Origin of the sequence: Pandoraea sp. LA3, assembly GCF_022696215.1 — a bacterium.
In the GTDB taxonomy this organism is placed as follows: domain Bacteria; phylum Pseudomonadota; class Gammaproteobacteria; order Burkholderiales; family Burkholderiaceae; genus Pandoraea; species Pandoraea capi.
Map to the genome: position 1 here is coordinate 16,631 of NZ_PTPY01000020.1, position 26,707 is coordinate 43,337.

Genomic DNA, 26,707 nt, shown 5'->3' on the forward strand with positions numbered 1-26,707 from the left:
GACAAATTATATTCATAATGAATGAGTTAGGCAAAAGTCGGCAGAAAATGGTTGCGCCGGCGTCCGCGCCGCAGGTCAAGCTCGTCGAAGTCGACGATGGTTCGGCCGGTCAGCGCATCGACAATTTCCTCCTGCGTGAGTGCAAAGGGGTTCCCAAGAGCCACGTTTACCGCATTCTGCGTAGCGGTGAGGTCCGCGTAAATAAAGGACGGGTAGACGCAGCCTATCGACTCGTCCTTGGCGATATCGTCCGCATTCCACCCGTCCGGATGGCGACGCCCGATCCCGAGGCGAAAGCCCACGTACCGGCCGCAAGTTTCCCGATCCTCTTCGAAGACGACTATCTGATGGCCATCGACAAGCCGGCCGGCGTGGCTGTGCACGGCGGCAGCGGGGTGTCGTTCGGGGTGATCGAGCAACTGCGCCGGGCGTTGCCTCATCTGAAATTCCTGGAGCTGGTACACCGGCTGGACCGTGAAACGTCCGGCATTCTGCTGCTCGCGAAGAAGCGGGCGGCCCTCGTTGGCATGCACGAACAGATTCGTCACAACCGGATGGACAAGCGCTATCTGGCTTGCGTCACCGGCGAATGGCGCGACCGTCAGCGCGCCGTGAAAGCGCCGCTATATAAATATGTCACGGCGGAGGGCGAGCGCCGGGTGCGGGTGCAGGAAGACGGTCAGGCATCGCATACCGTATTTCGCATGGTGGAATCGTTTCCACCTTATACGTTGCTGGAAGCGGAACTGAAAACGGGGCGGACCCATCAGATTCGCGTTCACCTGGCGCATTGCGGCACGCCCATCGTGGGTGACGACAAGTACGGCGACTTCACGCTGAACAAGAATCTGGCGCGTCCGAACGCGCGCCCGGGCATCAAGCGGATGTTCCTGCATGCTTACCGGTTGAAGTTCACGCACCCGGTACTGGATACGCCGATTGCCTTGGAAGCGGCGTTACCGCCAGAATGTGAGCAATTCCTGAATCAACTTCGAACCACCACCGCCGATGCCAAGCCCTGAATTTGACCTGGTCGTGTTCGACTGGGACGGGACGTTGATGGACTCGACGCCCACGATTACCCGCTGCATCCAGGCGGCCTGCCGGGACCTCGGTCTGCCGGTACCGACTGACGAACTCGCGAGCCATGTGATCGGCCTCGGGCTGCGTGACGCCCTGCAAATGGCCGTCCCGTCACTCGATCCTGCACACTATCCGCGCTTGTCCGAGCGCTACCGCTTCCACTATCTCGTGGGCGACAAGGAGACGGTGCTGTTCACCGGCGTTCGCGAACTGCTGGAAGAATTGCGCTCGCGGGGCCGTTTTCTGGCCGTCGCCACGGGCAAATCCCGTGTGGGCCTGAACCGTGCACTCGAATCGGCAGGGTTGATGCGCATGTTCGACGCCACGCGTTGCGCGGATGAGACATTTTCCAAGCCGCACCCGGCCATGTTGCAGGAACTGACGCGCGAACTGGGTCAGGATCTGCGCCGTACGGTCATGATCGGCGATACGACGCACGACTTGCAGATGGCGCGCAGCGCCGGGGCTGCCGGTGTGGGCGTTGCCTACGGCGGCGCGCATCCGCGTGAGCAACTGGTGGCGCTCGAACCCGCCTACTGCGCGGGGAGCGTGACCGAGCTTCGCGACTGGTTACTGGAGCGCGTGTGAGCGACGTTGCCGTACCGTTGCCGATCTGTCCGGGTGACGCCCTCGAAGATGGCGGGCGCGGCGTGCGCTTCGAGGTGCTTGTGGGCGGGCGTTCTACGCCGGCGTTCGTGATCCGGTATGACGGGCGTGTCTACGGTTACCTCAATCAGTGCGCGCATGTGCCGATGGAGCTCGACTGGTCCGAGGGGCAGTTCTTCGAGACGGGCGGCTTATACTTGATGTGCGCGACGCATGGCGCGACCTACGAGCCGGACACCGGGTTGTGTGTTGGTGGTCCGTGTCGTGGTGGCGCCTTGCAGGCGGTTCGCGTCGAGGAGCAGCCCGCTGCGGCACCGGGCGAGGCCACGACCGTGGTCTGGTGGCCCGACACTTATATTGAGGCTCCGGCAGCGGCGCCTTCGTGAGCGCGCGGCATCCGGTCTCACACGTCTCTAACGTCAATTTCCCAAGTCCTGGATAACGTATGGCCGACTCTCTGCCGCCCGATTCCCCTCGCACCGAACCCGGTTTTCCACCGCCTGGCGGGCGTCCGCCCTCCGGTGGCGGTGCGGTTCGCGATCCCCATGAGGTCAGGCCTTGGGAGCGCGAGATGCTGGAAAAGGTCTTGATGGCGGGTATCCGCGAACAGCGGGCGGCGCGCCGGTGGAAGATTTTCTTCCGGCTGCTGATTCTGGCGATCATCGCGTTCGCCGTCTGGTCGATCTTCGACTTTGACGGGGGCGGCACGACGTCGGCCGGATCGGCCTCGGGCAAGCACACTGCGCTCGTTTCGCTGAGCGGCGAGCTTTCGGCGGACGGTCAGGCCAGCGCGCAGAAAATCAACGCGGCACTGGAGTCGGCGTTCGAAGACAAGTCGGCTGCCGGGGTGATTCTGCGGATCAACAGCCCTGGCGGCAGTCCGGTACAAGCCGGCATGATCTACGACGACATCACCCGTTTGCGCACGAAATATCCGAAGAAGCCGATTTATGTCGTCGTCGAGGAAATGTGCGCTTCGGGCGGTTATTACGTGGCGGCGGCGGCCGACAAGATTTACGTGGACAAGGCGAGCATCGTCGGGTCCATTGGTGTGTTGATGGACGGCTTTGGCTTTACCGGCCTGATGGACAAACTCGGCGTGGAGCGCCGTCTGCTGACGGCGGGCCGCAACAAGGGTTTCCTCGACCCTTTCTCGCCGCAGACGGATCAGCAGAAGACGTACGCGCTAGACATGCTTGAACAGGTGCACCAGCAGTTCATCGGTGCGGTCAAGAAAGGGCGTGGCAACCGTCTGAAGGACGATCCGGATCTGTTCAGCGGCCTGTTCTGGACGGGGCAGCGTTCCGTGGAGCTTGGGCTGGCAGACGGTCTGGGTACGGTCGATTCGGTGGCTCGCGACGTGCTCAAGGCGCCCGATCTCGTCGACTACACCGTCAAGGAGAATCTGCCTGAGCGCATGGCGCGTCGCTTCGGTGCGGCCGTGGGCACGGCAGCCATGAAGACGATGCTCATGGGCACTGCCTTGACGATGAAATAATGCGGTTTTCGCCTGATCGATGGCGAAGATGCTGGTAATCAACACGAAACCCCACGGAAATTCGGATGTCCGTGGGGTTTTTGTTGGTTGTTCGGTTCGGGCTGTTATTGCGCCAGAAACAGGAAGATCGCGGGCCGCTTGTGCAGATCGACGCTCGCATGCGGCCAGCCTTTTACGGGGTGCGCCACGATTTGCTCGCCATCTTGCGTGACATCGACCGCCACACACAGCAATGTCGAGGCGTCGCAGCTTTGCAGCAGCGCGTCGAGCATGGCTTTATTGCGATAGGGCGTTTCGATGAAGATCTGCGTCTGCTTTTCCTTGCGCGAGCGCTGTTCCAGTTCTCGCAGACGCTTGCTACGCTCGCCCGCATCGGTCGGCAGGTAACCGTGGAAGGCGAAGCTCTGGCCGTTCAGGCCGCTGGCCATCAGGGCGAGAAGAATCGAGCTGGGACCGACGAACGGTACGACCCGGACGCCCTTTTCGTGGGCGCGTCGCACGAGCAATGCGCCCGGATCGGCCACGGCCGGACATCCCGCTTCCGACACGAGGCCGCCATCTGCGCCGGCGAGAATGGGCGCGAGCAGGGCATCGATCGCCGCGTTCGGCGTATTGACGTTCAGTTCGCGGATGTCGATTTCCTGAATCGGGGTGCTCACGCCCACCAGCTTCAGGAACGCGCGTGTGCTTTTGGCCTGTTCGCCGACGAAATACTTCAGGCCGGCGGTCACGGCGCGCACTTCCTCGGGCAGCACGGCCGGCAAGCCGCCGCGGGTGTTCGTGCCGAGGGTGTTGGGGATCAGATACAGCGTGCCGCTCATGCCGTCGCTCCGTTCAGACCGGGGCCCGGAAGGGCGATGCCGACCTGCATCAGCATCGTCGTCAGGGCGATCAGGGGGAGACCGATGAGCGCCGTCGGATCGTCGTTTTCGATGGTTTCGAGCAACATGATGCCCAATCCTTCGGATTTGGCGCTGCCCGCGCAGTCGTAGGGCGTTTCGGCATGGAGATAGGCGGCGAGCACGTCGTCAGGCAGATCGCGGAACTTCACGCGTGTGACGACGTCTGTGGCTTGGCTCTGAGCGGTGCGGGCGTCGTGGACGCAAAGCGCCGAGTGGAATTCGACGACTTTGCCGCGCATGTCGCGCAGTTGCGTCATGGCATTCTCGAAATTCCCGGGCTTGCCGATCTGGCGACCCTCGAAGGTGGCGACCTGATCGGAGCCGATGATGACGGCGCCCGGATGGCGGATCGCCACGGCCTGTGCCTTTTCGCGCGACAGGCGCAGCGACGTCTCATGGGGCGTTTCGCCGGGAATGGGGGTTTCGTCGATGTCCGGAACATCGACCGAGAACGGCAGGCGCAGGCGCTCCAGCAGTTCACGGCGATAGCGCGATCCGGAGGCCAGGATCAGCGGTGGCAGGGGCTGTGCGGTCATCGGGTTTAAGTGTTTGACGAGAAACGAAAAACTATTTAGAATTCACGGCTTTTGCAATCTGGCGCTCGGTCCCGCCAGTCTGCGCGATACCGGTTCGAACGCTCGAAAGTGGCGTCGGATCAAGGCGCTGCGAGTGGCAGGGGACGTTGAAATGCGGCCAGATGCGCCAAGGCAAGGATGAGCGTGATGAACGAATATATCGTCGATCTGTTCGAATTCGCGCGTACCGGCCGGGTGGCGGAAGGTGACGTGCAACTTGCGGCATTGCCGCGCATGGTAACCGAAGTGCCTGCCGAAGTCTCGGCGTCGGGGCGTGCGCAGGGTGTGTTCCACTGGCGCGCCGAAGGTGCGGAAAAGCCGGTGCTGCGCGCGGATGGCAAGCCGGCCGTGGTGCAGTTTCTGACGCTCTCGGTCGAAGGGCCGATGTGGCTCGAATGCCAGCGCTGCCTGACACCGTACGAAGCGCCGCTCGCCTCGGAAACGACTTTCGAGATCGTGCACGACGAAGCAGCCGCGGAAGATCGCCCGCTCGACGAGGACGAACTCGAAGCGCTGGTCGGCTCCAAACATTTCGATTTGCGTGAGTTGATCGAAGAAGAATTGCTGTTGGCTTTGCCTATCGTCCCGAAACATGAGGTTTGTCCGAGTGTTCACGATAGTCTGGCTACCGGTAGCGACGGGTTGGCGGAACCGCCCCCGGCACCGGAAGAAGAGGATAAGCCGTCTCCGTTCGCGGCGCTGGCAGCGCTCAAGCGCTCGCCGGACAAGGACGGAAAGTAATGTGCGGCCGGATTTCCGGCTCACCAAAGTACATGTTTGCGTTAGTCGCACAGGTCGGGCCGACAGGCCGACACCGTAGGGCGGCGCTCGAACTGTGTTAAAATTTCGCGATATTTTGAGGAGTTATCATGGCCGTTCAACAGAACAAGAAGTCGCCGTCGAAGCGCGGCATGCACCGTTCGCACGATTTCCTGACCGCACCGTCGACCGCTGTCGAACCGACGTCGGGTGAGACGCACCTGCGTCACCACATCTCGCCGAACGGTTTCTACCGTGGTCGCAAGGTCATCAAGACCAAGAACGACTAATTCGGCCCTCCAGGCGATACGCGCCCATCATGGCGCAGTTTGATCGTCCGATGTGGCAAAAGCGGCACTCATCCTGCCGCTTTTTTTGTTACCTGTACCGCAAGCCAATCACGTCGACATGACAGTCACCCTGACGATCGATTGTATGGGCGGAGATCACGGCCCATCGGTGACGGTGCCGGCTGCGGTTCGCTTCGTGCAATCTACCGACGATGTCGAACTTGTGCTGGTCGGGCAGCAGGAGATCATCAACGCGCAGCTCGCGAAGTTGCGTGTGACGGATCACCCGCGCCTGTCCGTCGTCAATGCGAGCGAAGTCGTCGCCATGGACGACTCCGTCGAGACCGCGTTGCGCAAGAAGAAAGACTCTTCGATGCGCGTGGCACTCAATCTGGTCAAGGAAGCGCGCGCGCAGGCTTGCGTGTCCGCCGGCAATACCGGCGCGCTGATGGCCGTTTCCCGTTACGTGCTCAAGACGCTGCCGGGTATCGAGCGCCCGGCGATTGCCACGGTGCTGCCGAATCAACTGGGCGGCTACACGACGATGCTCGATCTGGGCGCGAACGTGGACTGCGAGCCGACCCACCTGCTGCAATTCGCCGAGATGGGCCATGCGCTCGTTGCGGCGGTCGATGGCAAGGAGCGTCCGTCGATCGGTCTGCTCAACATCGGCGAAGAAGTCATCAAGGGCAACGACGTCATCAAGCAGGCAGGCGAGCTGCTGCGTGGCTCGACGCTCAACTTCTACGGCAACGTGGAAGGCAACGACATTTATCGCGGCACGACCGACATCGTCGTATGTGATGGTTTCGTCGGCAACGTCGCACTCAAGACTTCCGAAGGCCTGGCGCAAATGCTCGGCGACATGATCCGTGAAGAGTTCACCCGCACCTGGTGGACGAAGGTGATTGCCGTCATTGCGCTGCCGATTCTTACCCGCTTCAAAAACCGCGTCGACCATCGTCGTTACAACGGCGCTGCGTTGCTCGGGTTGCGTGCGCTCGTCATCAAGAGCCACGGGTCCGCCGATGCCTACTCGTTTGAGTGGGCCATCAAACGCGGCTATGATGCAGTTCGCAATGGCGTGCTGGACCGTTTGTCGCGCGCCATGCAAGAGAATCAGAACCAGCTCCAGGACACCAAGCCGGTGAGCGCCATTCCGGCGCTCTGAAACCGGTGCCCGCCCCGGTGCGCTAACCGATCATAAGATGACCCAGTCCGCGATTTATTCCCGTGTCATCGGCACCGGCAGCTATCTGCCGGCACGACGCGTGACCAATCAGCAGTTGGCAGACGAGCTTGCCGCCCGAGGCATCGAGACGAGCGACGAGTGGATCGTCGCGCGTACCGGCATTCAGGCACGTCACTTTGCCGCGCCCGACCAGACCAGCAGCGACATGGCGGTGGAAGCCGCCAAGCGCGCGCTTGACATGGCCGGATTGAGCGCGGACCAGATCGACCTGATCATGGTCGCCACGTCGACGCCCGACTTCGTGTTCCCCAGCACCGCCTGCCTCGTGCAGAGCAAGCTGGGCATCACGAACGGCTGCGCGGCGTTCGACATTCAGGCGGTCTGCTCGGGCTTTGCCTATGCGATGGCGACGGCCGACAATTTCATTCGCTCCGGCGCGTATCGCAACGTGCTCGTGATCGGCGCCGAGACGTTCTCTCGCATCCTTGATTTCAATGACCGTACGACGTGCGTGCTGTTCGGCGACGGCGCCGGTGCGGTCGTGCTGCAAGCGTCCAGCGAGCCCGGCATTCTGTCGAGCGCCTTGCATGCGGACGGTAGCCATTCGAACATCCTCTGCGTGCCGGGTAACGTGAATGCCGGCGCGGTTCAGGGCGAAGCGTTCCTCTACATGGACGGTCAGGCGGTGTTCAAGCTGGCCGTCAAGGTACTCGAGAAGGTGGCTCATGAAGCCCTCGAGAAGGCTGGGCTGGAAGCGAAGGCAATCGACTGGCTGATTCCGCACCAGGCCAATCTGCGCATCATGACGAGTACCGCTCGCAAGCTGGAGGCCGAAGCGAAGATGGTCGTGACCGTCGACCAGCACGGCAATACCTCTGCGGCTTCGATTCCGCTCGCGCTCGACGTCGCCGTTCGCGATGGCCGCATCAAGGCGGGGCATAACGTCATGATCGAAGGCGTGGGCGGCGGTTTCACATGGGGCGCGGTGCTGTTCCGCATGTAATTTTTCCGGCGCCGGAGCGCCGTGCGAACCGGCTGCGCTCCCTTGAGCGCGCGGTTCGTGGTGAGGCTCTCGTGCGCGTCATGCCGGCGCGCGACAATGCGCCGACATGTTTCTGAATCTGAATGCTAAATCAGGCGCTATGACATTCGCTTTCGTTTTCCCGGGACAGGGATCCCAATCGGTGGGCATGCTCGACGCGTTCGCAGATAACGCTGCCGTGCGCGAAGTGCTCGCCGAAGCTTCGGACGCCCTCGGGCAGGACGTGGCCAAGCTGATTGCCGCTGGCCCGGCCGAAGATCTGAATCTGACCACAAACACTCAGCCGGTGATGCTCACCGCCGCGTACGCGATGTACCGCGCATGGCTGGCCGACGGCGGCGCCAAGCCGGCATTCGTCGCAGGGCATAGCCTCGGCGAATACACGGCGCTGGTCGCCGCAGGTGTGATCGCATTCAAGGACGCCGTGCCGCTGGTGCGCTTCCGCGCGCAAGCCATGCAGGAAGCGGTGCCGGTCGGGCAAGGCGGCATGGCTGCTGTGCTCGGTCTGGACGATGACACTGTGCGCAACGTCTGCGCCGAAGCGTCGGCCGCAGGTGTGGTCGAGGCGGTCAACTTCAACGCCCCGGCGCAGGTCGTGATCGCTGGCGCGAAAGCTGGCGTGGAGAAGGCTTGTGAACTGGCCAAGGCTGCCGGCGCGAAGCGTGCGCTCGTGCTGCCGGTGTCGGCGCCGTTCCATTCGTCGCTGCTCAAGCCGGCATCGGATCGTCTGCGCGAGTATCTGGCGAACGTGACGTTTAACGTTCCGCAGATCCCGCTCGTCAATAACGTCGATGTGGCCGTCGAGTCCGACGTGTCCCGCATCAAGGATGCGCTGGTGCGTCAGGCTGCCGCGCCCGTGCGCTGGGTCGAATCGGTGAAGTGGCTCGCCGCGCAAGGCGTGACCCAGGTCGTCGAATGCGGTCCCGGCAAGGTGCTGACTGGCCTGACCAAGCGCATCGACGGCAATCTCACGGGTTTGGCGATCACGGATCCGGCGTCGCTCGCCGATGTGCGCGCCCAACTCTCGTAAGCTATAGCAAGGGTATTTTTTTCATGAGCAAGCAACTCGACAACCTCGTGGCTCTGGTGACGGGCGCCTCGCGCGGCATTGGCCGCGCCATCGCTCTCGAGCTCGCTCGTCAGGGGGCAACGGTCGTGGGTACCGCCACCAGCGAAGCCGGCGCGCAAGGAATCGACGCCTACTTTGCGGAAGCCGGCGTTGCCGGTAAGGGCATTGTCCTGAATGTGACCGACCCCGAGGGCGTGGCCGCAGCACTGGACGACATCCTGAAGCAACACGGTAAGCTCGACATTCTCGTCAATAATGCAGGCATCACGCGCGATAACCTCGCGATGCGCATGAAGGACGACGAGTGGGACGACGTCATCGACACGAATCTGAAGGCGATCTTCCGTCTCTCGCGCGCGGTGATCAAGCCGATGATGAAGGCTCGCAGCGGCCGGATCATCAATGTGACGTCGGTTGTCGGTTCGGCCGGCAATCCGGGGCAAGCCAATTACGCTGCCGCCAAGGCGGGCGTTGCGGGCATGTCTCGCTCGCTGGCCGCCGAAATCGGCAGTCGGAACATTACGGTCAACTGCGTTGCCCCGGGCTTCATCGATACGGATATGACGAAGGCGTTGCCCGAGGCGCAGCAAGACGTGCTGAAGGCGCGGATTCCGCTTGGCCGACTCGGTGCGCCGGAAGACATCGCAAATGCGGTGGCGTTCCTTGCGTCTCCGCAGGCTGGTTACATCACCGGCGTCACGCTGCACGTGAACGGCGGCATGTTCATGAATTAAGGAAGATGTGCGCGGATATGTGGAAATTGCACGTATTTGCGCGACATTGAACATTATTTGGCGCATGCTAACTTTGCTTGGCAAACCTGTTAAAATGCGCGCACTTGTCTGAACTAACTACCCCGGAGGGTTTGAATGGATAACATTGAGCAACGCGTCAAGAAGATCGTCGCGGAACAACTTGGCGTGGCTGAAGCCGACGTTAAGAACGAATCCAGCTTCGTGGACGATCTCGGCGCTGACTCGCTCGACACGGTTGAGCTGGTGATGGCTCTGGAAGAAGAGTTCGAGATCGAGATCCCGGACGAAGACGCAGAAAAGATCACCACCGTGCAGCAAGCCATCGATTTCGCCCAGGCTCAGTCGAAGGCCTAATACGCCTACGGATCGCCTGACTGGCCGGGATGCCGACCGGCTCCTGGCGTCAGGCCTGCCTGTCAGCCGCAGGGAGCGCAGGGTCGGACCTTGTCGCCTCTGTGGCTTTTGTTTTGTATGACCCAGCAGAAGAAGGGGAGTATCGTGAGTCGTCGTCGCGTCGTCATTACCGGTCTGGGCCTGATCTCGCCGGTCGGCAACACCGTTGCCGAAGGTTGGGAGAATCTGGTCGCAGGTCGTTCGGGCATCGCCAACATCACGAAGTTCGATGCGAGCAACCATAAGGTTCGCTTTGCAGGCGAAGTCAAAAACTTCGATACCGAGAAGTATCTGTCGGCCAAGGAAGCGCGCCGCATGGATACGTTCATCCATTTCGGCCTTGCAGCCGGCATTCAGGCCTTCGAAGACAGCGGCCTGCAGATCACCGCAGAGAACGCCGAGCGCGTCGGGGTGCTGGTCGGCTCCGGCATCGGCGGCCTGCCGATGATCGAGGATACGCAGACCGATCTGCTCAATGGCGGTCCGCGCAAGATTTCCCCATTCTTCGTGCCGGGTTCGATCATCAACATGATCTCCGGCCATCTTTCCATCAAGTACGGCCTGAAGGGTCCGAACCTCGCCATCGTCACGGCTTGCACGACCGGTCTGCACTGTATCGGTCAGGCGGCACGCATGATTCAGTACGGCGATGCGGACGCAGTGCTTGCCGGCGGTGCCGAATCGACGGTGTCGCCGCTGGGCATCGGCGGTTTTGCGGCGATGACGGCCCTGTCCGTGCGCAATGACGACCCGGCGACGGCGAGCCGTCCGTGGGATCGGGATCGCGACGGTTTCGTGCTGGGCGAAGGCGCCGGCGTGATGATGGTCGAAGAGTATGAGCACGCCAAGGCGCGCGGCGCGAAGATCTACGCCGAGCTCAAAGGCTTCGGCATGAGCGCGGACGCGTACCACATGACCGCGCCTTGCGAAGATGGCGACGGTGCCTTGCGCGCCATGACGAACGCGTTGCGCGACGCCGGTATCAATGCCGACGCCGTCAATTACGTGAACGCACACGGCACTTCGACGCCGCTGGGCGATATCGCCGAGACGGTCGCGGTCAAGCGCCTGATGGGCGATGCGGCCAAGAACGTCGTGGTGAACTCCACCAAGTCGATGACCGGCCACTTGCTGGGCGGCGCCGGCGGTCTGGAGTCAGTGTTCACCGTGCTGGCGATTCACCATCAGATATCGCCGCCGACAATCAATATCTTCAATCAGGACCCGGCTTGCGACCTCGATTACTGCGCAAACACGGCTCGTGATCTGAAAATTGATGTTGCGTTGAAGAACTCTTTCGGATTTGGCGGGACTAACGGCTCGCTGGTCTTCCAGCGCGTCTAAGTTCGCGGGACGCCGCGCAGGCGTCCCGTCCCGCTGACCCACGCTCCGGTGAGTGTGCCCGGGCGTGCGGCGTCAAAGACACTTCCAGCTACGGTGGCGATTGCCGCCGTGGTGCAATCGGGCCCGACCGGGGCCTGGCAGCCAGAGAAAATACGGATCCATATCAGGTGAGTGAACGAGAAATCGACCAGGCGCTCGTTGAGCGCGTGCAAAAGGGCGACAAAGCCGCCTTCGAGCTATTGGTCGCGAAATATCACCGCAAAATCATCCGCCTCGTATCGCGGCTCGTGCGCGACGCCGCCGAGGTCGAGGATGTGACGCAGGAGGCCTTTATCAAGGCCTACCGCGCCTTGCCGCAATTTCGTGGCGAGTCGGCGTTCTATACCTGGTTGTATCGTATTGCTGTCAACACGGCGAAAAACCACCTGGCAACGCAGGGACGCCGTGCACCGACTTCGACTGAAGCGAACGCTGAAGAAGCGGAAACTTTTGCCGAGGCCGATCAACTAAGGGATATCAACACGCCTGAGTCGATGCTGATGAGCAAGCAGATTGCTCAGACGGTCAACACAGCGATGGAGGCTTTGCCCGATGAACTTCGGACGGCGATCACCCTGCGAGAAATCGAGGGTCTGAGCTACGAAGAGATCGCCGAAGCCATGGGGTGCCCGATCGGAACGGTCCGTTCGCGAATTTTCCGGGCGCGTGAAGCGATTGCCAGCCGGCTGAGGCCGCTGCTGGACACGCCTGACGGTAAGCGCTGGTGAGCGCGCCGCCGGGAAAGTTATTTTCGTTGGGGGATATCATGGGATCAGCGACGGTGCAAACGCAGCGGGGGCTGCAAGCCGAGCGGATTTCCGCGTTGATGGACGGGGAATTCGATCCGGACGAACTGGCCGCCCTGCTGGACGAGGCTGACACCTCGGGCCGGCCTCTGTGGGACGACTACCACCTGATCGGGGACGCATTGCGCTCCGATGAATTGACGCTGCCGCGTTCGGAGTCTGCCTTCATGGCGTCCTTCGCAGCGCGTCTCGACGCTGAGCCGCACCTGCTCGCACCGGCCGCTCTGGCTGATGCGCAGGCCGTGGCCGCGCCGGATGCGAAAGCTGCCGGCTCGCGCGTCACGCGTATCAATCCGTTCCTGCGCGTGCGCCGCGTTCTGCCGACGGCTGCGGCCGCTGCGGCCGTCGCTGCGCTGTCGTGGGTCGTGGTGCCGCGTTTGCAGGACCACCCGGCCGGCGGCGCACAACCGCAGGTGCTCGCTCAGGCGGCTCCCGCAGCCGGTGGCTCCAGCCTGACGCGTGTGGCGCTCTCGCAGCAACCCCAGGCCGCCGTGGCTGCCAACGGCGCCGCCACCGGCGGGCCGAATGATCTGATCGTGCTGCGCGATGCGCGTCTCGACCAGTATCTGGCGGCTCACCAGCAATACGCACCGGCCCCTATCGGCCAGAGCGTTTCCCCTTACATGCGAGCCTCGGCGCAAGCGGACGAATAAATGCAGCGCCTGAGTATCGAATCCTTGCCGCGTGCGCCCATCGGGCGCACTTTCTTCCTGTTCGCTTTCCTGTTGGCGACCACGCTGCAAACGCAGGCGTGGGCCCAGGCATCCGCGCCGTCCACCGATCCGTTGATCGAGAAGCGTGAAGTCAGCGCCTGGCTCAACAAGATCCACCGCGCCGCGCAGACGCAGAACTACATCGGCACCTTCGTCTACCAGCGTGGCTCGACCATGCGTTCGTCGAAGATCAGTCATTTCGCCGATAAGGGGAACGAGTACGAAGAACTCGAAACGCTCGACGGACGTCAGCGCCGCATTCTTCGTCAGAACGACGACGTCTACACGCTGATTCCCGAGCAGAAGACCGTCTTCCAGGAAAAGCGCGAGAGCAAGGATTCTTTCCCCGCGTTGCTCGCCACGCCCAATCGCGATGTACTCGACTATTACGCGCCGAAGCTGCTGCCGAACGAACGGATGGCGGGCTTCGACTGCATGGTGATCGAGCTTTCGCCGAAGGATGAGTACCGGTTCGGGTATCGCCTGTGGGCCGATCGCAATACCGGCCTGTTGTTGCGTGCGCAGACGCTCGACGCGGAAGGTCATCTGCTGGAGCAGGCGGCGTTTTCGCAAATTTCGATCGGCGTGCCGAACGATAAGGCGCGCATCGTGCACGCGATCCAGGCGACGCACGGGTGGCATGTCGTCAAGCCGCAAATTGCCTCGACGCGGCTGTCCGATGCCGGTTGGAGCATCGACGTCGACAAGAAGGTGCCGGGATTCAAGGCCGTGCGCGAAGTGCGTCGCACGATGCGTTCTTCGGCGGACAGCAAGCCGCTGGAAGTCCAGCAGGTGGTATATTCCGACGGCATGGCGGGACTTTCGGTGTTCATCGAGCCAGCCACGCGTGAGCGCAAGGAAGGCCACGGTAGCGCGGGGGCGACGAACATCCTCATCAAGCGCTATGGCGACTTCTGGCTGACCTTGCTCGGCGAAGTGCCGCAGACCACTCTGCAACAATTCGCCTCCAGTATCGAGTACAAACAGCCGGCGAAGTGACCGGCTGTCGGGTGGGCCGCGACCGGTAACGGCGCGGTCCGGGTAGCGAGGCGCTTATGAGACGCGATGATGCGTCGGGTGCCGCACTGCCCTCAGGGATTCCGAGACTTTCGCGCACCACGATCTTCCAATGAAGAAGACTCTCCTGCTTCGTGTCATCCTCGGCGGCGCCATTGCCGCTCAATTGGCGGGAGTGCCCGCCGCCTATGCCGCACCGGCTTCAGCGCCGAGCAGCGGTTCAACGGCGCCGAACGCACCCCTCGTCAGCAATCTTCCCGATTTCACGCAACTCGTCGACCGTGTCGGGCCGGCCGTCGTGAACATCCGTACGACCGAGCGCGTCAGCCGTTCGCAGCGCGGCTTGCCGCCGGGAATGGACGACGATATGGCCGAGCTGTTCCGTCGATTCTTCGGCGTGCCGATGCCGCAGCAGCCGGGCCCGAAGGGCGGCACGCCGCGCCGCGGCCAGCCGCAGCCGGATGAAGAGCAGAACAGTGGCGTGGGATCCGGCTTCATCGTCTCGAACGACGGCTACATTCTCACGAACGCGCACGTCGTCGATGGTGCTGACAGCATTTACGTCACCCTGACCGACAAGCGTGAGTTCAAGGCGAAACTGATCGGGGCCGACAAGCGCACCGACGTGGCGGTGGTCAAGGTAGAAGCCAAGGATCTGCCGACGGTGCCCGTCGGCGACTCGAACAAGCTGCGGGTCGGCGAGTGGGTGGTGGCCATCGGCTCGCCGTTCGGTCTCGAAAATACGGTAACGGCGGGTATCGTGTCGGCCAAGGGCCGCGATACCGGTGACTATCTGCCGTTCATTCAGACGGACGTTGCGGTCAATCCGGGGAATTCGGGCGGCCCGCTCATCAACATGCGCGGCGAGGTCGTGGGCATCAACTCGATGATCTACAGCCAGACCGGCGGTTTCATGGGCATTTCGTTCGCGATTCCGATCGACGAAGTCATGCGTGTGGTCGATCAGCTCAAGAAGACCGGCAAAGTCGTGCGCGGCCGTATCGGTGTGGCGATCAGCGAAGTCAGCAAGGAAGTGGCCGATTCGCTGGGCTTGCCGCGTGCGCAAGGCGCGCTGGTGCGCAGTGTCGAGCCGGGCAGCCCTGCCGAGAAGGCGGGCGTGCAGCCGGGCGACATCATCATGAAGTTCGAGGGCCGCCCCGTCGACCATGCTACGGACCTGCCGCGTATGGTCGGTGAGACCAAGCCGGGTTCCAGCGCCACGCTGCAAGTGTTGCGTAAGGGCAAGAATCAGGATCTGAAGATCACGATTGCCGAGGCTGACGCCGATACGCCCAAGGCGTCGAAGGCGCAGGGTGGGGCCGCGGATACGCCGCATCCGAATGCGCTGGGCCTGGTCGTCTCCGATCTGACCGAGGCGCAGAAGAAGGACTTGAAGCTGCGCGGCGGCGTGCAGGTCGAACTGGCAGAGGGTCCGGCGGGGCGTGCGGGGCTTCAGCAGGGTGACATCATCCTGCGCGTCGGCGACGCCGATATTGCCAACGCCAAGCAGTTCGAGGAAGTGGTCAAGGCGCTCGATCCGAAACGTCTGGTCCCGATCCTCGTGCGCCGTGGCGACGCTACGCAGTTCGTGCCGCTGCGCCCGCGCGCGCCGAGCGGCAAGTAATTCTGCCCATGACCGCGCCGGCGTTCACGCTTTACGGCCGCAAGTGGTGTCATCTGTGCGATGACATGCTTGCGGCGCTCGAAGCGATGCGTCCGGCGTGGGATTTTTCGGTAACGGTCGTCGATGTCGACAGCGACCCCGCGCTCGAAGCCCGGTACGACGAGATCGTGCCGGTGCTGGCGCTGGGGGAGCGGGAGTTGTGCCGGTATCGATTCGATGCCGATGCCGTCGCGACGGTGTTCCAGTCGGCTTGACGCTACGGACCCCGCCTGCCACGCCTTCCACGGACGTCTCCCATACCTTCCCGCCATTTCCAGCGTATTGCCGCGAAACATTTGCAACGTCAATGACGTGCGAAACATGCAATAGCGACGTGATTCCGGGCGGCATCGGTGCGCTTTCGGCTAAAATGTCGTGTTTGCCGATTCTCTCGAAAGCCGCTGCCGAGCCGAATCCGATGGCACCGACTTTTCTATAGCCCGTCTCATGGACCATATTCGCAATTTTTCGATCATCGCCCACATCGACCATGGGAAATCCACCTTGGCCGATCGCATCATCCAGCTTAGCGGCGGTTTGTCCGATCGTGAAATGGAATCGCGGGTCCTCGACTCGATGGACCTCGAACGCGAGCGAGGCATCACCATCAAGGCGCAGACCGCCGCGCTGCAATACAAGGCGCGCGATGGCAAGGTCTATAACCTCAACCTGATCGATACGCCGGGACACGTCGACTTCTCATACGAAGTGAGCCGCTCGCTGTCTGCATGTGAAGGCGCGCTGCTCGTGGTCGACGCCTCGCAGGGCGTGGAAGCGCAGACCGTTGCCAACTGCTACACCGCCATCGAGCTGGGCGTGGAAGTGGTGCCGGTGCTCAACAAGATCGATTTGCCGTCGGCGGAGCCGGAAAACGCGATTCAGGAGATCGAGGACGTCATCGGGATCGAGGCGACCGACGCCGTGCGATGCTCGGCGAAGACCGGTCTAGGCGTGGAGGATGTACTCGAAGCGCTGATTGCCAAGGTGCCGCCGCCCAAGGGCGATGCGAACGCACCGTTGCAGGCGCTGATCATCGACTCGTGGTTCGACAGCTACGTGGGCGTGGTGATGCTGGTCCGTGTGGTCAACGGCACGCTCAAGCCGAAGGACAAGATTCATCTGATGGCTACGGGTTCGAGCCATCTGGTCGAGCAGGTTGGCGTGTTCACGCCGAAGTCGCAGCAGCGTACGTCGCTGTCGGCCGGTCAGGTGGGCTTCATCATCTCGGGCATCAAGGAGCTGGGCGCAGCCAAGGTGGGCGATACGGTGACGCATGCCGTCACGACGACCACCAAGCCGGCCGAGGCGCCGCTGCCGGGCTTCAAGGAAGTCAAGCCGCAGGTGTTCGCCGGCCTCTATCCGGTCGAAGCGAACCAGTACGACGCGCTGCGCGAATCCCTCGAGAAGCTCAAGCTCAACGATGCCTCGCTCCAGTACGAACCGGAAGTGTCGCAGGCACTGGGCTTCGGCTTCCGTTGCGGCTTCCTGGGGCTGCTGCACATGGAAATCGTGCAGGAGCGTCTGGAGCGCGAGTTCGACATGGACCTCATCACCACGGCGCCGACCGTGATTTATGAGGTGACGGAGCGCGACGGTACGGTCGTGTCGGTGGAAAACCCGTCGAAGATGCCGGATCCGGGCCGTATTGAAGAAGTTCGCGAACCTATTGTGACCGTGAACCTCTATATGCCGCAGGAGTACGTCGGCTCGGTCGTGACGTTGTGCCAGCAGAAACGCGGCATTCAGATCGACATGCAGTATCACGGCCGTCAGGTCCGTCTGATTTATGAAATTCCGATGGCCGAAATCGTGCTCGACTTCTTCGATCGTCTGAAGTCGGTATCGCGCGGTTATGCGTCGATGGACTACGAGTTCAAGGAATATCGCGCGTCGGATGTGGTCAAGGTCGACATGCTCATCAACAGCGACAAGGTCGACGCGCTGTCGATCATCGTTCACCGTTCGGAGAGCCGTCGTCGCGGTGCGCAGGTCGCATCGAAGATGCGGGAAATCATTCCGCGCCAGATGTACGATGTGGCGATTCAGGCGGCGATCGGTGCGAACATCATTGCCCGTGAAAACATCAAGGCATTGCGCAAGAACGTGTTGGCAAAGTGCTATGGTGGCGACATCACGCGTAAGAAGAAGCTGCTCGAGAAACAGAAGGAAGGTAAGAAGCGCATGAAGCAGGTGGGGAGCGTTGAAATTCCCCAGGAAGCGTTCCTTGCCATTTTGCAAGTCGAAGACAAATAACGTAGCGACGGGTCCCGCATGAATTTCGCCCTGATTCTTTTGATCCTGGTGCTGGTGACCGGGGTGGCCTGGGTGGCCGACAAGTTGGTGTTTCAACCGGCGCGCCGCCGGGCAGCACAAGACGCTGTGTCGCAGTTCGATCAGCAGCAACTGGCCTTGCAGGGGTCCGGCATTCAGGGCTCTGGCGCGCAGGAAGGCAATGCACTGGCGAGCGCCCGTGCGAAGTTGCGGGACGAAAAGCTCCGTCAACCGTGGTGGCTGGAATATTCGGCCAGCTTCTTCCCGGTGATTCTGGCGGTGTTCGTGCTGCGCTCGTTCGTGGTCGAGCCGTTCAAGATCCCGTCCGGGTCGATGATTCCGACGCTGCTCGTCGGCGATTTCATCCTCGTGAACAAGTTCGACTACGGCATTCGTCTGCCGGTGGTGAACAAGAAGATCATCGATCTCGGCGAGCCGAAGCGTGGCGATGTCGTGGTGTTCCGTTATCCGAAAGATGAGTCGATGGACTACATCAAGCGTGTGATCGGTGTGCCGGGCGACGTCGTGGCGTATCAGAACAAGAAGCTCACGATCAACGGTCAGCCGGTGCCGGAAACGGCCTTGCCGGATTTCTTCGACGACGAACACATCGCTTACTTCAAGCAGTTCGAGGAGACCGTGGGGGGCGTCAAGAACCGGATTCTGAACGATCCGAACGTGCCGCCGTACATCATGGGCGCCGACGACTTCCCCAACAAGCAGAACTGCCAGTACAACAGCCAGGGCGTGATCTGCAAGGTGCCGCCGGGCAACTATTTCATGATGGGCGACAACCGCGACAACAGCGCGGATAGCCGCTACTGGGGCTTTGTGCCGGAGCAGAACATCGTCGGCCGCGCATTCTTTATCTGGATGAACTTCTCGAATCTGAAGCGTCTGGGTAGCTTCCAGTAAGTCTCGATGCCCCGGAGGAGATCGTTTCCTTCGATATGCATTGAATTAATGCGGAAATTGACGTAATTTCGTCGATTTCCGCATTATTATTTTTAAATAAGAAATAAAAGATGCGACGGGGGATGACTACCGTTGGGAAGCGTCTGTCCTGACCTCGGTATTGTCCGATCCACTGCTCTCACGTGAGTCCGAAAAGCCCGCTGGACGGGGGTAAAGCCCGTCGTTTCTTGGCGACGACGCACGCCGGGGCGGGAGCGTCGCGCTATACTTGCGCCATGCCTCAATCACTGAACCAACTGGAAGAACGCCTCCAGTACCGTTTCCACGATGCGGAATTGCTTTGCCAAGCACTGACGCACCGTAGCCATAGTGCCGCCAACAATGAGCGGCTGGAGTTTCTCGGCGATTCCATTCTGAATTGTTCGGTCGCAGCGATTCTGTTCCGGCGCTACGCCAAGCTCGACGAAGGCGACCTCTCTCGTGTGCGTGCCAATCTCGTGAAGCAACAGTCGTTGTACGAGATCGCGCAGACGCTTGGTGTTTCCGATTTCCTTCGCCTGGGCGAAGGCGAGCTCAAGAGCGGCGGTTTCCGTCGCCCGTCGATTCTGGCCGATACCCTCGAAGCCCTGTTCGGCGCCATGTACCTCGACGGTGGATTCGAAGCGGCCTACGCGGTCATCGAGCGTCTGTACACGCCGGTGCTCGAACACGTCGATCCGAAGACGCTCGGCAAAGACGCCAAGACGCTGCTCCAGGAATACCTGCAAGGGCACAAGATCGCACTGCCGCAGTACACGGTGATTGCCACCCACGGCGCGGCACACAACCAGCAGTTCGAGGTGGAGTGCACGGTGCCGAAGCTCGACATCAAGGTCGGTGGCTCGGGCGCGAGCCGCCGGGCGGCGGAGCAAGCCGCTGCCAAAAAGGCGCTGGAAGAGGTACAGAAGATGCCCGCGCTGGCCAAGCCGAAGGCCGAGAAGAGCGCCAAGGCCGCCAAAAAGCGTGCGGCCAAGGCTGCGGCGTCCGAAGCGAAAAAGGCGGAGAAGGCGGCGAGTGCCACGAATGCTACGGGGGCACAGCCAGTTGAAGCGAAAGACGCGAAGGACCAGAAGGACATCAAGGAGTCGCGAGAGCCGAAGGACGCGCGTGATGCCGCGACGGGATCGTCGGCGGCACCGGCGATGACGGCGTCGAGCCACGCTGCGCCGCGCGGCACGGCAGCGCCCGCGGAAAAACCTTCGGAGAAGCCTGCCGAGAAGGCTGTCGAAAAAGCTGCCGAAAAGCCGGCAGAGAAGGCCGACGCCGCCAAGCAGCCTCCGGCAGCCGCCTGAGTCCCATTTGGGGGCGAGCGCAACGCGCTGCCCCTTTTCAAGAGAGTTTCCAAACATGAACGATAAGACGGATTTTCGCTGCGGTACCGTGGCGATCGTCGGGCGTCCGAACGTCGGCAAGTCGACGTTGCTAAACGCCCTCGTCGGTCAGAAGATCAGCATTACGTCGCGCAAGGCGCAGACGACGCGACATCGCATTACCGGCATCAACACCACGGAAGATGCGCAGTACATCTTCGTCGACACGCCGGGATTCCAGACACGTCACGCCACGGCACTGAACCGCTCGCTCAATCGTGCGGTCACGTCCACGCTCTCGAGCGTCGATGTCGTGATGTTCGTGATCGAGGCGGGGAATTTCGGGCCGGACGACGAGAAGGTGCTCAAGCTGTTGCCGGAGACCACGCCGGTGCTGCTCATCGTCAACAAACTCGATCGCATCAACGACAAGGCGGAAATGCTGCCGTTCCTGCGCAAGGTGGGTGAAGTGCGGGATTTCCGGGAAATCGTGCCGCTGTCCGCAAAGCGTGTGGACGACATCAAGCGCCTGCTCGGCGTGCTGCGCCCGTATCTGCTCGAAGGCGATCCGATCTATGGCGAAGATGATCTGACCGATCGCAGCGAGCGCTTCATGGCGGCAGAGATTCTGCGCGAAAAGGTGTTCCGCTGGACGGGCGACGAGCTGCCGTACACAAGCACCGTCATCATCGACAAGTTCGAGGTGGAAGGGAATCTGCGCCGTATCTTCGCGACGATTCTGGTCGACCGCGATAACCACAAGGCGATGATCATCGGTAACAAGGGCGCCAAGCTCAAGCAGATTTCGACCGATGCGCGTCTGGATATGGCGAAGCTTTTCGACGGACCGGTGTATCTGGAAGTGTGGATCAAGGTGAAGGGCGGCTGGGCCGACAACGAAGCCGGCCTGCGGGCATATGGCTACGAGTGAGCTCGAAACTTCACACGACGACATCGCTGCACCCGCCGAGGTAACCCCGGCGGGCAACGCGTTGCGAACGTCGCGTGGGTCCTCGTCATCGGAGACAGGGGCGCGGCCCGCGCGTCAGTCCCGTAGTCCGCGCTCACGCGCCGTGGATGACGATGCCTCGGAGGCGTTTCAGCAGGCCGAAGCCAATGCCGAGAACGCCGGTCGTGATGCCAAACGCGAAACCAAGCGCGTTCGGCGTGCGCCGTCACCCGCCCGGGTGGCTGAGCGCGAGCAGAGCCGGGTGACGGAACAACCCGGCTTCGTGCTCCACAGTTATCCCTACCGCGAAACCAGCCTGATCATCGACGTGCTCACGCGAGATCATGGCCGTATCGCGTTGGTTGCGAAGGGCGCGAAGCGTCCGCATTCCGCCTTGCGCGGCGTGCTTCAGACCTTTCAGCCGCTCTCGCTGGCCTGGCTGGGAAAAGGCGAGCTGCGTACGCTGACGAAAGCCGAATGGGTGGGCGGGTTGCGTCCGCTGGAAGGCGACGCGTTGCTCTCGGGCTTCTATCTGAACGAACTGCTGGTGAAGTTTTGTGCGCGCGACGATCCGCACGACAAACTGTTCCAGCACTATCTGACGACACTCCATCATCTGGCGCACGGCGAGCCGGCAGGCATCATCCTGCGTGCGTTCGAGCGCGTGCTGTTGCGCGAGACCGGCTATGCCGTGGCGTTCGACCGTTGCACGCAAACGCGCGGCAAGGTCACGTCGGATCGCCGTTACGTGTTTCATCCCGACTGGGGCGTACGCCCGGCGCGTGGCGACGAGCCGTCAGACTGGCCCGTGGTCATTGGCCAGACACTGCTCGACATGGAGCAAGACGACTATTCACGGGCGCAGACCGTGCAGCAAAGCAAGCTGCTCATGCGCTTTCTTCTCAACCACCATTTGGGCGGCGTGCCGCTCAACACCCGGCAGATCCTGCTTGATCTGCAAAAACTATGAGCCTCTTCTTCCAAGGCAACCCCATCGACCTCGGGGTGAACATTGATCACGTTGCGACGGTGCGCAATGCGCGCGGTACGCGGTATCCCGACCCGATCCGGGCCGCATTGCTGGCTGAAGAGGCGGGCGCCGATGTCATTACGCTGCATTTGCGCGAAGACCGTCGCCATATTCGTGACGAGGACGTGACGAATCTGCGCGACAAGCTGATCACGCGCATGAACCTCGAATGTGCGGTCACGGAAGAGATGCTGAAGATTGCGTGCAGCGTGAAGCCGCACGATGTCTGCCTGGTGCCTGAGAGCCGTCAGGAGTTGACGACCGAAGGCGGTCTGGATGTCGTGGGTCTTTACGACCGTATCGCGGCGGCAACGCAGCAACTCGGCGAAGCGGGTAGCCGTGTGTCGCTCTTCATCGATCCGGATGCGGCGGCGATTGAAGCTGCGGCACGTATGGGCGCGCCGGTGGTCGAACTGCACACGGGGCGTTACGCCGAAGCGCACGACGAAGCGACGCGTGAGGCGGAGTTTGCCCGCATCGAACGTGCGGTTGCGCTGGGCGTGTCGCTCGGGTTGCGTGTCAATGCCGGGCACGGCCTGCATTACGAAAACGTGCAGCCGATCGCCGCGATCGAAGGTATTTCCGAGTTGAACATCGGCCACGCCATCGTTGCGCATGCACTGTTCGCCGGCTGGGAAAATGCGGTGCGCGAGATGAAGGCCATCATGGTGGCCAGCCGTATCGCAGCGCGCGGTTGAGCGTGCGACTTTTCTTTTCGCCAGCGCCGAATTCGCGATAACGCGACGCGATACTCATGAGCGATACGACACCCTCGTCCTCCCTGCCCATTTCGTCGGCTTCGTCGGCCTCGGTCACCCCGCCCGCATCGCCGGATACGTCGGTGCAGCGCGGGCACGTTGTCGCCCCGGTGCAAGGCGCGACAGGGATCTACGGAGTCGGCACCGACATTCTGCAAATCAGCCGGGTGGTCGGCGTCATGACACGCACCAAGGGCCGATTTGCCGAGCGCGTGCTGGGGCCCGAGGAACTCAAGGTTTATTACGCCCGTCAGAAGCGCTCCGAGGTACGCGGACTCGCCTACCTGTGCACGCGGTTCGCCGCGAAGGAGGCGGTGTCGAAGGCCATCGGCCTCGGCATGCGCTGGCCGATGACGTGGCGCGCGGTACAGACGCTCAACGCGCCGTCGGGCAAGCCGGTGGTCGTGGCGTCCGGCGAGTTGGTGCAGTGGCTGGCGGACCGGCAACTGTCGATCGAGATCTCGATCACCGACGAAAAAGACTATGCGGTCGCGTTTGCGATCGCCTCGCGCCATTTGGATAACTCAAGTAACGCAAGCCATATTGCATCGGAGAAAACGTAATGACGAAGCGCAGGCCGGGCCCGGTGATGCTGGACGTCGTCGGGCTGACCCTCAGCGAAGATGACATCCGTCGTATCGACCATCCGTTGACTGGGGGTGTCATTCTGTTCGCCCGCAACTTCGACGATCGCGCACAACTGTGTTCGCTCACGAAGCAGATTCGCGACGTGCGCGACGACATTCTGATCGCGGTCGATCACGAAGGCGGACGCGTGCAGCGCTTCCGTACCGATGGCTTCACGCATCTGCCCGCAATGGGCAAGCTGGGCAAGCTCTGGCATGACGACGTGTTCAAGGCGACGCGCGCGACGACCGCTGTGGGTTACGTGCTGGCGTCAGAACTGCGTGCGTGCGACATCGACCTGAGTTTCACGCCGGTGCTGGATCTCGATTACGGCACGTCCACCGTGATTGGCGACCGCGCATTCGACAGCGATCCGCGCGTCGTGGCCATGCTGGCCAAGAGCCTCAATCACGGATTGCTGCTGGCCGGGATGGCGAACTGCGGCAAGCATTTCCCGGGGCACGGTTTCGTGGCGGCCGATTCGCATCACGAGATTCCCGTCGACGAGCGTTCGCTCGACGAGATTCTTGCCGTCGACGCGCAGCCGTACGACTGGCTGGGGATGTCGCTTTCGGCCGTGATGCCGGCGCATGTGATCTATCCGCAGGTCGATCCGAATCCGGCAGGTTTTTCGGCCAAATGGCTGAAGGAAATTCTGCGAGGCAAATACGGGTTCGACGGCGTGATTTTCAGCGACGATCTGTCGATGCAGGGCGCGAGTGCCGCAGGTGATGTGGTGACGGCGGCGCATGCGGCGCTGGATGCCGGCTGCGACATGGTGCTCATCTGCAATAGTCCGGAGAAGGCGGATCGCCTGCTGCGCGAGATGAAACCGGTCGCCGATACGGTCTCGCAGCGTCGTATCAAACATCTCCAGGGCCGTGGCAAGGTGCATGGCTGGGAGAAGATGCTGGCGCAGCCGGAATATCAGGCGGCGAAGCGTCTGATCGCGGAGACATTCGGCGGGTAACGCAACTCAAACGCGGTCACGCAAACAAAAAGCGCTCGACCCCGAAGGGACGAGCGCTTTTTTGTTACCTGACGAGCCCGACGCCCGAAGGCACCGCGCTCACAAGCCGTCGATTAGACGCGGCTCTTGTATTCGTCGGTACGCGTGTCGATTTCGATCATGTCGTCGGTGTTGACGAACAGCGGCACCTGAATTTCCAGCAGGTCGTTGATCTTGGCGTTCTTCAGAACGCGGCCCGACGACGTGTCGCCCTTGACGGCCGGTTCGGTGTACTCGACCTTGCGCACGAGCGTGGTCGGCAGTTCGACCGAGATAGCCTTCTCGTTGTAGAACACGACTTCGCACGGCATGTCGGCTTCAAGGTACTTGATCGCGTTGTCCATGTTTTCCGCTTCGACTTCGTACTGGTTGTACTCAGCGTCCATGAACACGTACATCGGATCGGCGAAGTACGAGTACGTCACTTCCTTCTTGTCGAGCGTGACGGTGTCGAACTTTTCGTCTGCCTTGTACGTGAATTCGCCACGACCTTCCTTCAGCAGCTTCTTGTACTTCAGCTTGACCATGCTGGAGTTGCGGCCCGACTTGACGAATTCGGTGCGGAGCACGACGTTCGGTTCATTCTCGAGAATGAAGACGTTACCGACGCGGAGTTCTTGAGCGGTTTTCATAAAAAACGAGATCCTGTGACGAAATAAGCGATTTGCCGCTTGTTGAGCGCTTCCATACGCCCATTCGCCGCTTGATTCCCGCGTCCGCCCGGAACGGTCTCCGGGGCAGCAGGTTCAGCAGCAAAGCGTTGAAAAACCAGCTATTTTACCTGATTTTCCGCGAAGCTTGCCAACTGTCGCGCAAGGTCCGGGAGGCTCGCCTGAGCCTGCGCCCATGCCTGCGCATGGCGGTGCAGCGCGGGTAAGGCCGATGCCAGCGCTGCCCAGTCGGGCGCCGTGCTCGCGTAACCGTTCCATAGGTGCCAGAAGGTGCGCAAGGCCTCTCGCGCACCCTGTTCGAGCGGGGGCGTCGTGCCGTCCAGGTAGCGTTCGAGGAACGCGTCGAGCTTCACGTGATGCGCATTTTCGTCCTGCGGATAGATATGCCAGACGAATGGCTTGGCGGCCCATTGCGCCCGGACGAACGAGTCCTCGCCGCGTACGAAATTGAGATCGCAGGCCCAGAGCAGGGCGTCGAATTCAGTTTGCGGGACGAAAGGCAGGCCATACACCGTCAGCGCTCCGCGCGTGGCCGATTCTCCCGGCGCGAACGCCTCGCGGCCGAACCACTCGCCAACGGCGGGGGCGATACGCCCCTGGGGCACAAGGCAGACGATAGGCGTCTGGCTGGTCGCCCACTGGGCGAGCAGTCCCGGCAGCGCCGCGTTTTCGTACGCGAAGAGCGAGACGACCAGCGCATCCTGCGGTGCGGCGGGTAGCCCCAGCGTGCGTTGCCACCATGCGTTACGTAGGTCGTCAGACGCAAGAAAAGCGTCACGACGAGAGAACAGCTCGCGCTCGCGGGCGAGTCCGCCCGTACGGGGCGTGAAGCCGGGCAGGAAAAACGTTTTGACGAGCCCCAGTTGCGGATGGACCGACTTCTGCAAATGAAAGTCGTCGACCCATGCTTCCGCGCTCAGGTATTCGAGGTTGATCCAGATCGGCGCGCGACCGGCTTGCTTGCGGGCGTGCATCGCCTGGATGTAGTTGTCCGGAAGGTAGCAGGCGAAGGCTTCGATGACGATGTCGCCGGGACCGTTGTCGTCGGTGATGGCACCGAAGTCGGCATCCCAGCGACGCACGTCGATGCCGTCGCAGCGCTGCCGGGGCGACGTCGGATCGATGTCAGGGCGCAGATAACGGAAGCTTGCGAGGTCGTCGACCCACAGCCGGACCGACCAGCCGTGCTCGCGCACGAGTTGACGCGCAAGCCGCCAGCACACGCCGATATCGCCGAAATTGTCGACGACCGTGCAGAACAGATCGCAGCGCGGTACCGGAGGAAGGGCGCCTGAGATCGGGGCGACGGAGGACGGCGTGACAGGCAGGGACATTGAGAAGCGGAAACGCGGATTGGTCTAAACTCTTGATTTTAGTCCCTG

The 26,707-nt window shown here is 61.9% G+C and carries 29 protein-coding genes; 25 read left to right on the forward strand and 4 right to left on the reverse strand.

All coding sequences use genetic code 11. The features are described from left to right. Positions 1-17 precede the first annotated feature (17 nt). Genes C5N93_RS03450 through C5N93_RS03465 form a run of 4 tightly spaced genes read left to right on the forward strand, consistent with a single transcriptional unit; the run spans position 18 to position 3,187 of the window. Positions 18-1,022: an RluA family pseudouridine synthase gene (locus C5N93_RS03450; protein WP_069342256.1), complete on the forward strand. Its 1,005-nt coding sequence runs from the start codon at positions 18-20 to the stop codon at positions 1,020-1,022. After that, positions 1,009-1,671: an HAD-IA family hydrolase gene (locus C5N93_RS03455; protein WP_242558276.1), complete on the forward strand. Its 663-nt coding sequence runs from the start codon at positions 1,009-1,011 to the stop codon at positions 1,669-1,671. The genes C5N93_RS03450 and C5N93_RS03455 overlap by 14 nt, the downstream gene beginning before the upstream one ends. Further along, entirely contained in the window at positions 1,668-2,075 is a 408-nt protein-coding gene (locus C5N93_RS03460) for a Rieske 2Fe-2S domain-containing protein (RefSeq protein ID WP_242558277.1), read from the forward strand. Before C5N93_RS03455 ends, C5N93_RS03460 begins: the two co-directional genes overlap by 4 nt. A gap of 59 nt (positions 2,076-2,134) precedes the next feature. Beyond that, on the forward strand, positions 2,135-3,187 hold the full coding sequence (locus tag C5N93_RS03465) for a S49 family peptidase (RefSeq protein WP_242558278.1): 1,053 nt from the start codon (positions 2,135-2,137) through the stop codon (positions 3,185-3,187). Positions 3,188-3,291: 104 nt separating this feature from the next. On the opposite strand, the gene C5N93_RS03470 is transcribed toward C5N93_RS03465, so the two are convergent. Further along, positions 3,292-4,008, reverse strand: coding sequence for an SAM-dependent methyltransferase (locus tag C5N93_RS03470; protein ID WP_242558279.1), 717 nt, complete (start codon positions 4,006-4,008; stop codon positions 3,292-3,294). Continuing rightward, positions 4,005-4,625: a Maf family nucleotide pyrophosphatase gene (locus C5N93_RS03475; RefSeq protein WP_242558280.1), complete on the reverse strand. Its 621-nt coding sequence runs from the start codon at positions 4,623-4,625 to the stop codon at positions 4,005-4,007. The genes C5N93_RS03470 and C5N93_RS03475 overlap by 4 nt, the downstream gene beginning before the upstream one ends. A gap of 177 nt (positions 4,626-4,802) precedes the next feature. Here C5N93_RS03475 and C5N93_RS03480 point away from each other — a divergent pair, with 177 nt between their 5' ends. From C5N93_RS03480 to nagZ, 21 genes are all read left to right on the forward strand, one after another. After that, on the forward strand, positions 4,803-5,405 hold the full coding sequence (locus C5N93_RS03480; RefSeq protein ID WP_242558281.1) for a YceD family protein: 603 nt from the start codon (positions 4,803-4,805) through the stop codon (positions 5,403-5,405). Between the two features lie 128 nt (positions 5,406-5,533). Then, positions 5,534-5,713 carry a 50S ribosomal protein L32 gene (gene rpmF, locus C5N93_RS03485; RefSeq protein WP_023594409.1) on the forward strand — a complete coding sequence of 60 codons (180 nt, stop codon included), beginning with the start codon at positions 5,534-5,536 and terminating at the stop codon, positions 5,711-5,713. Positions 5,714-5,831: 118 nt separating this feature from the next. Continuing rightward, positions 5,832-6,884 (forward strand): phosphate acyltransferase PlsX, encoded by a 1,053-nt coding sequence (gene plsX, locus C5N93_RS03490; RefSeq protein ID WP_069342291.1) that lies wholly within the window; start codon positions 5,832-5,834, stop codon positions 6,882-6,884. 37 nt (positions 6,885-6,921) lie between these two features. Beyond that, on the forward strand, positions 6,922-7,908 hold the full coding sequence (locus C5N93_RS03495) for a beta-ketoacyl-ACP synthase III (RefSeq protein WP_242558282.1): 987 nt from the start codon (positions 6,922-6,924) through the stop codon (positions 7,906-7,908). 139 nt (positions 7,909-8,047) lie between these two features. After that, complete coding sequence (gene fabD / locus C5N93_RS03500) at positions 8,048-8,977, forward strand: ACP S-malonyltransferase (RefSeq protein WP_242558283.1); 930 nt, start codon at positions 8,048-8,050, stop codon at positions 8,975-8,977. Between the two features lie 23 nt (positions 8,978-9,000). Next, positions 9,001-9,750: a 3-oxoacyl-ACP reductase FabG gene (fabG, locus tag C5N93_RS03505; RefSeq protein ID WP_150719734.1), complete on the forward strand. Its 750-nt coding sequence runs from the start codon at positions 9,001-9,003 to the stop codon at positions 9,748-9,750. Positions 9,751-9,885: 135 nt separating this feature from the next. Beyond that, the gene (gene acpP, locus C5N93_RS03510; protein ID WP_242558284.1) at positions 9,886-10,125 is read left to right on the forward strand and encodes an acyl carrier protein; all 240 of its coding nucleotides are present in this window, start codon (positions 9,886-9,888) and stop codon (positions 10,123-10,125) included. A 144-nt stretch (positions 10,126-10,269) separates the two neighbouring features. Continuing rightward, positions 10,270-11,508 carry a beta-ketoacyl-ACP synthase II gene (fabF, locus tag C5N93_RS03515; RefSeq protein WP_242558285.1) on the forward strand — a complete coding sequence of 413 codons (1,239 nt, stop codon included), beginning with the start codon at positions 10,270-10,272 and terminating at the stop codon, positions 11,506-11,508. Between the two features lie 167 nt (positions 11,509-11,675). After that, a complete protein-coding gene (rpoE, locus tag C5N93_RS03520) occupies positions 11,676-12,275 on the forward strand; it encodes an RNA polymerase sigma factor RpoE (protein WP_010805230.1) in 600 nt (199 codons plus the stop codon). A 38-nt stretch (positions 12,276-12,313) separates the two neighbouring features. Next, positions 12,314-13,006, forward strand: coding sequence for a sigma-E factor negative regulatory protein (locus tag C5N93_RS03525; RefSeq protein ID WP_242558286.1), 693 nt, complete (start codon positions 12,314-12,316; stop codon positions 13,004-13,006). Next, on the forward strand, positions 13,007-14,065 hold the full coding sequence (locus C5N93_RS03530) for a MucB/RseB C-terminal domain-containing protein (protein ID WP_069342268.1): 1,059 nt from the start codon (positions 13,007-13,009) through the stop codon (positions 14,063-14,065). It begins immediately after the preceding gene. A gap of 130 nt (positions 14,066-14,195) precedes the next feature. Beyond that, entirely contained in the window at positions 14,196-15,707 is a 1,512-nt protein-coding gene (locus tag C5N93_RS03535; RefSeq protein ID WP_242558287.1) for a DegQ family serine endoprotease, read from the forward strand. A gap of 8 nt (positions 15,708-15,715) precedes the next feature. Next, a complete protein-coding gene (locus C5N93_RS03540; RefSeq protein WP_242558288.1) occupies positions 15,716-15,961 on the forward strand; it encodes a glutaredoxin family protein in 246 nt (81 codons plus the stop codon). A 232-nt stretch (positions 15,962-16,193) separates the two neighbouring features. Then, positions 16,194-17,999 (forward strand): translation elongation factor 4, encoded by a 1,806-nt coding sequence (gene lepA / locus C5N93_RS03545; protein WP_069342271.1) that lies wholly within the window; start codon positions 16,194-16,196, stop codon positions 17,997-17,999. A gap of 18 nt (positions 18,000-18,017) precedes the next feature. Further along, positions 18,018-18,932: a signal peptidase I gene (gene lepB, locus C5N93_RS03550; protein ID WP_150719727.1), complete on the forward strand. Its 915-nt coding sequence runs from the start codon at positions 18,018-18,020 to the stop codon at positions 18,930-18,932. Between the two features lie 275 nt (positions 18,933-19,207). Continuing rightward, positions 19,208-20,263: a ribonuclease III gene (gene rnc, locus C5N93_RS03555; protein ID WP_242558289.1), complete on the forward strand. Its 1,056-nt coding sequence runs from the start codon at positions 19,208-19,210 to the stop codon at positions 20,261-20,263. 55 nt (positions 20,264-20,318) lie between these two features. After that, positions 20,319-21,212, forward strand: coding sequence for a GTPase Era (gene era, locus C5N93_RS03560; protein ID WP_242558290.1), 894 nt, complete (start codon positions 20,319-20,321; stop codon positions 21,210-21,212). Beyond that, positions 21,199-22,200, forward strand: a complete 1,002-nt coding sequence (recO, locus tag C5N93_RS03565) for a DNA repair protein RecO (protein WP_242558291.1) — start codon at positions 21,199-21,201, stop codon at positions 22,198-22,200. Before era ends, recO begins: the two co-directional genes overlap by 14 nt. Further along, complete coding sequence (pdxJ, locus tag C5N93_RS03570) at positions 22,197-22,958, forward strand: pyridoxine 5'-phosphate synthase (RefSeq protein ID WP_242558292.1); 762 nt, start codon at positions 22,197-22,199, stop codon at positions 22,956-22,958. Before recO ends, pdxJ begins: the two co-directional genes overlap by 4 nt. A gap of 170 nt (positions 22,959-23,128) precedes the next feature. Further along, positions 23,129-23,581, forward strand: a complete 453-nt coding sequence (gene acpS / locus C5N93_RS03575) for a holo-ACP synthase (RefSeq protein WP_150720003.1) — start codon at positions 23,129-23,131, stop codon at positions 23,579-23,581. Next, complete coding sequence (gene nagZ, locus C5N93_RS03580; protein ID WP_242558293.1) at positions 23,581-24,615, forward strand: beta-N-acetylhexosaminidase; 1,035 nt, start codon at positions 23,581-23,583, stop codon at positions 24,613-24,615. The genes acpS and nagZ overlap by 1 nt, the downstream gene beginning before the upstream one ends. Before the next feature lie 113 nt (positions 24,616-24,728). Here nagZ and efp read toward each other — a convergent pair whose 3' ends face one another. Further along, positions 24,729-25,286, reverse strand: coding sequence for an elongation factor P (gene efp / locus C5N93_RS03585; protein ID WP_069342277.1), 558 nt, complete (start codon positions 25,284-25,286; stop codon positions 24,729-24,731). A 140-nt stretch (positions 25,287-25,426) separates the two neighbouring features. Continuing rightward, positions 25,427-26,659 carry an elongation factor P maturation arginine rhamnosyltransferase EarP gene (gene earP, locus C5N93_RS03590; RefSeq protein ID WP_242558294.1) on the reverse strand — a complete coding sequence of 411 codons (1,233 nt, stop codon included), beginning with the start codon at positions 26,657-26,659 and terminating at the stop codon, positions 25,427-25,429. Between the last annotated feature and the right edge of the window lie 48 nt (positions 26,660-26,707).

What these genes read in the sequence shown, in the direction of transcription:
- C5N93_RS03450 (WP_069342256.1), top strand. Translation starts at nt 18, where the DNA reads ATGAATGAGTTAGGCAAAAGTCGGCAGAAAATGGTTGCGCCGGCGTCC.
- C5N93_RS03455 (WP_242558276.1), top strand. Translation starts at nt 1,009, where the DNA reads ATGCCAAGCCCTGAATTTGACCTGGTCGTGTTCGACTGGGACGGGACG.
- C5N93_RS03465 (WP_242558278.1), top strand. Translation starts at nt 2,135, where the DNA reads ATGGCCGACTCTCTGCCGCCCGATTCCCCTCGCACCGAACCCGGTTTT.
- C5N93_RS03470 (WP_242558279.1), bottom strand. Translation starts at nt 4,008, where the DNA reads ATGAGCGGCACGCTGTATCTGATCCCCAACACCCTCGGCACGAACACC.
- C5N93_RS03475 (WP_242558280.1), bottom strand. Translation starts at nt 4,625, where the DNA reads ATGACCGCACAGCCCCTGCCACCGCTGATCCTGGCCTCCGGATCGCGC.
- C5N93_RS03480 (WP_242558281.1), top strand. Translation starts at nt 4,803, where the DNA reads ATGAGCGTGATGAACGAATATATCGTCGATCTGTTCGAATTCGCGCGT.
- rpmF (WP_023594409.1), top strand. Translation starts at nt 5,534, where the DNA reads ATGGCCGTTCAACAGAACAAGAAGTCGCCGTCGAAGCGCGGCATGCAC.
- plsX (WP_069342291.1), top strand. Translation starts at nt 5,832, where the DNA reads ATGACAGTCACCCTGACGATCGATTGTATGGGCGGAGATCACGGCCCA.
- C5N93_RS03495 (WP_242558282.1), top strand. Translation starts at nt 6,922, where the DNA reads ATGACCCAGTCCGCGATTTATTCCCGTGTCATCGGCACCGGCAGCTAT.
- fabD (WP_242558283.1), top strand. Translation starts at nt 8,048, where the DNA reads ATGACATTCGCTTTCGTTTTCCCGGGACAGGGATCCCAATCGGTGGGC.
- fabG (WP_150719734.1), top strand. Translation starts at nt 9,001, where the DNA reads ATGAGCAAGCAACTCGACAACCTCGTGGCTCTGGTGACGGGCGCCTCG.
- acpP (WP_242558284.1), top strand. Translation starts at nt 9,886, where the DNA reads ATGGATAACATTGAGCAACGCGTCAAGAAGATCGTCGCGGAACAACTT.
- C5N93_RS03525 (WP_242558286.1), top strand. Translation starts at nt 12,314, where the DNA reads ATGGGATCAGCGACGGTGCAAACGCAGCGGGGGCTGCAAGCCGAGCGG.
- C5N93_RS03530 (WP_069342268.1), top strand. Translation starts at nt 13,007, where the DNA reads ATGCAGCGCCTGAGTATCGAATCCTTGCCGCGTGCGCCCATCGGGCGC.
- C5N93_RS03535 (WP_242558287.1), top strand. Translation starts at nt 14,196, where the DNA reads ATGAAGAAGACTCTCCTGCTTCGTGTCATCCTCGGCGGCGCCATTGCC.
- C5N93_RS03540 (WP_242558288.1), top strand. Translation starts at nt 15,716, where the DNA reads ATGACCGCGCCGGCGTTCACGCTTTACGGCCGCAAGTGGTGTCATCTG.
- lepA (WP_069342271.1), top strand. Translation starts at nt 16,194, where the DNA reads ATGGACCATATTCGCAATTTTTCGATCATCGCCCACATCGACCATGGG.
- lepB (WP_150719727.1), top strand. Translation starts at nt 18,018, where the DNA reads ATGAATTTCGCCCTGATTCTTTTGATCCTGGTGCTGGTGACCGGGGTG.
- rnc (WP_242558289.1), top strand. Translation starts at nt 19,208, where the DNA reads ATGCCTCAATCACTGAACCAACTGGAAGAACGCCTCCAGTACCGTTTC.
- era (WP_242558290.1), top strand. Translation starts at nt 20,319, where the DNA reads ATGAACGATAAGACGGATTTTCGCTGCGGTACCGTGGCGATCGTCGGG.
- recO (WP_242558291.1), top strand. Translation starts at nt 21,199, where the DNA reads ATGGCTACGAGTGAGCTCGAAACTTCACACGACGACATCGCTGCACCC.
- pdxJ (WP_242558292.1), top strand. Translation starts at nt 22,197, where the DNA reads ATGAGCCTCTTCTTCCAAGGCAACCCCATCGACCTCGGGGTGAACATT.
- nagZ (WP_242558293.1), top strand. Translation starts at nt 23,581, where the DNA reads ATGACGAAGCGCAGGCCGGGCCCGGTGATGCTGGACGTCGTCGGGCTG.
- efp (WP_069342277.1), bottom strand. Translation starts at nt 25,286, where the DNA reads ATGAAAACCGCTCAAGAACTCCGCGTCGGTAACGTCTTCATTCTCGAG.
- earP (WP_242558294.1), bottom strand. Translation starts at nt 26,659, where the DNA reads ATGTCCCTGCCTGTCACGCCGTCCTCCGTCGCCCCGATCTCAGGCGCC.